This is a genomic window from Desertibacillus haloalkaliphilus (assembly GCF_019039105.1).
Lineage (GTDB): Bacteria > Bacillota > Bacilli > Bacillales > KJ1-10-99 > Desertibacillus > Desertibacillus haloalkaliphilus.
Genome location: NZ_JAHPIV010000126.1, coordinates 1 through 440 on the forward strand (window position 1 = coordinate 1; position 440 = coordinate 440).

The 440-nt window shown below is 40.7% G+C and carries 1 protein-coding gene; it reads left to right on the forward strand.

The genetic code is table 11. The annotated features are described in order from the left end of the window. On the forward strand, positions 1-440 hold a 440-nt coding region (locus tag KH400_RS21170), incomplete at both ends, for an FAD-dependent monooxygenase (protein WP_217228024.1).

The following is a 440-nucleotide window of genomic DNA, read 5'->3' on the forward strand; positions in this document are numbered from 1 at the left end:
GAACTTGTCTGTGATTTCATAGCTGGTTGTGATGGTTTCCATGGACCAAGTCGTAAAATGATTCCAAACCGTACAGAAAATCAAAAGATTTATCCTTTTGGTTGGCTAGGAATTCTTGCAGAAACCCCAATTGCAAACCCGGAATTAATCTATTCTAATCATGAGAGAGGGTTTGCACTTATTAGTCAGCGAACACCTGAAATTCAACGTCATTATATTCAAGTAGATCCGAATGATGATATTGCAAATTGGTCAGATGACCGTATCTGGACTGAACTAAAAGCACGAGTGGAAACAGATGGATGGACGTTACCAGACGGACCAATTATTCAAAAGAATATTGTATCTATGCGAAGTTTTGTGTGTGAACCGATGCAGCACGGTCGATTATTTATTGCGGGAGATGCAGCACATATCGTACCGCCTACTGGAGCAAAAGG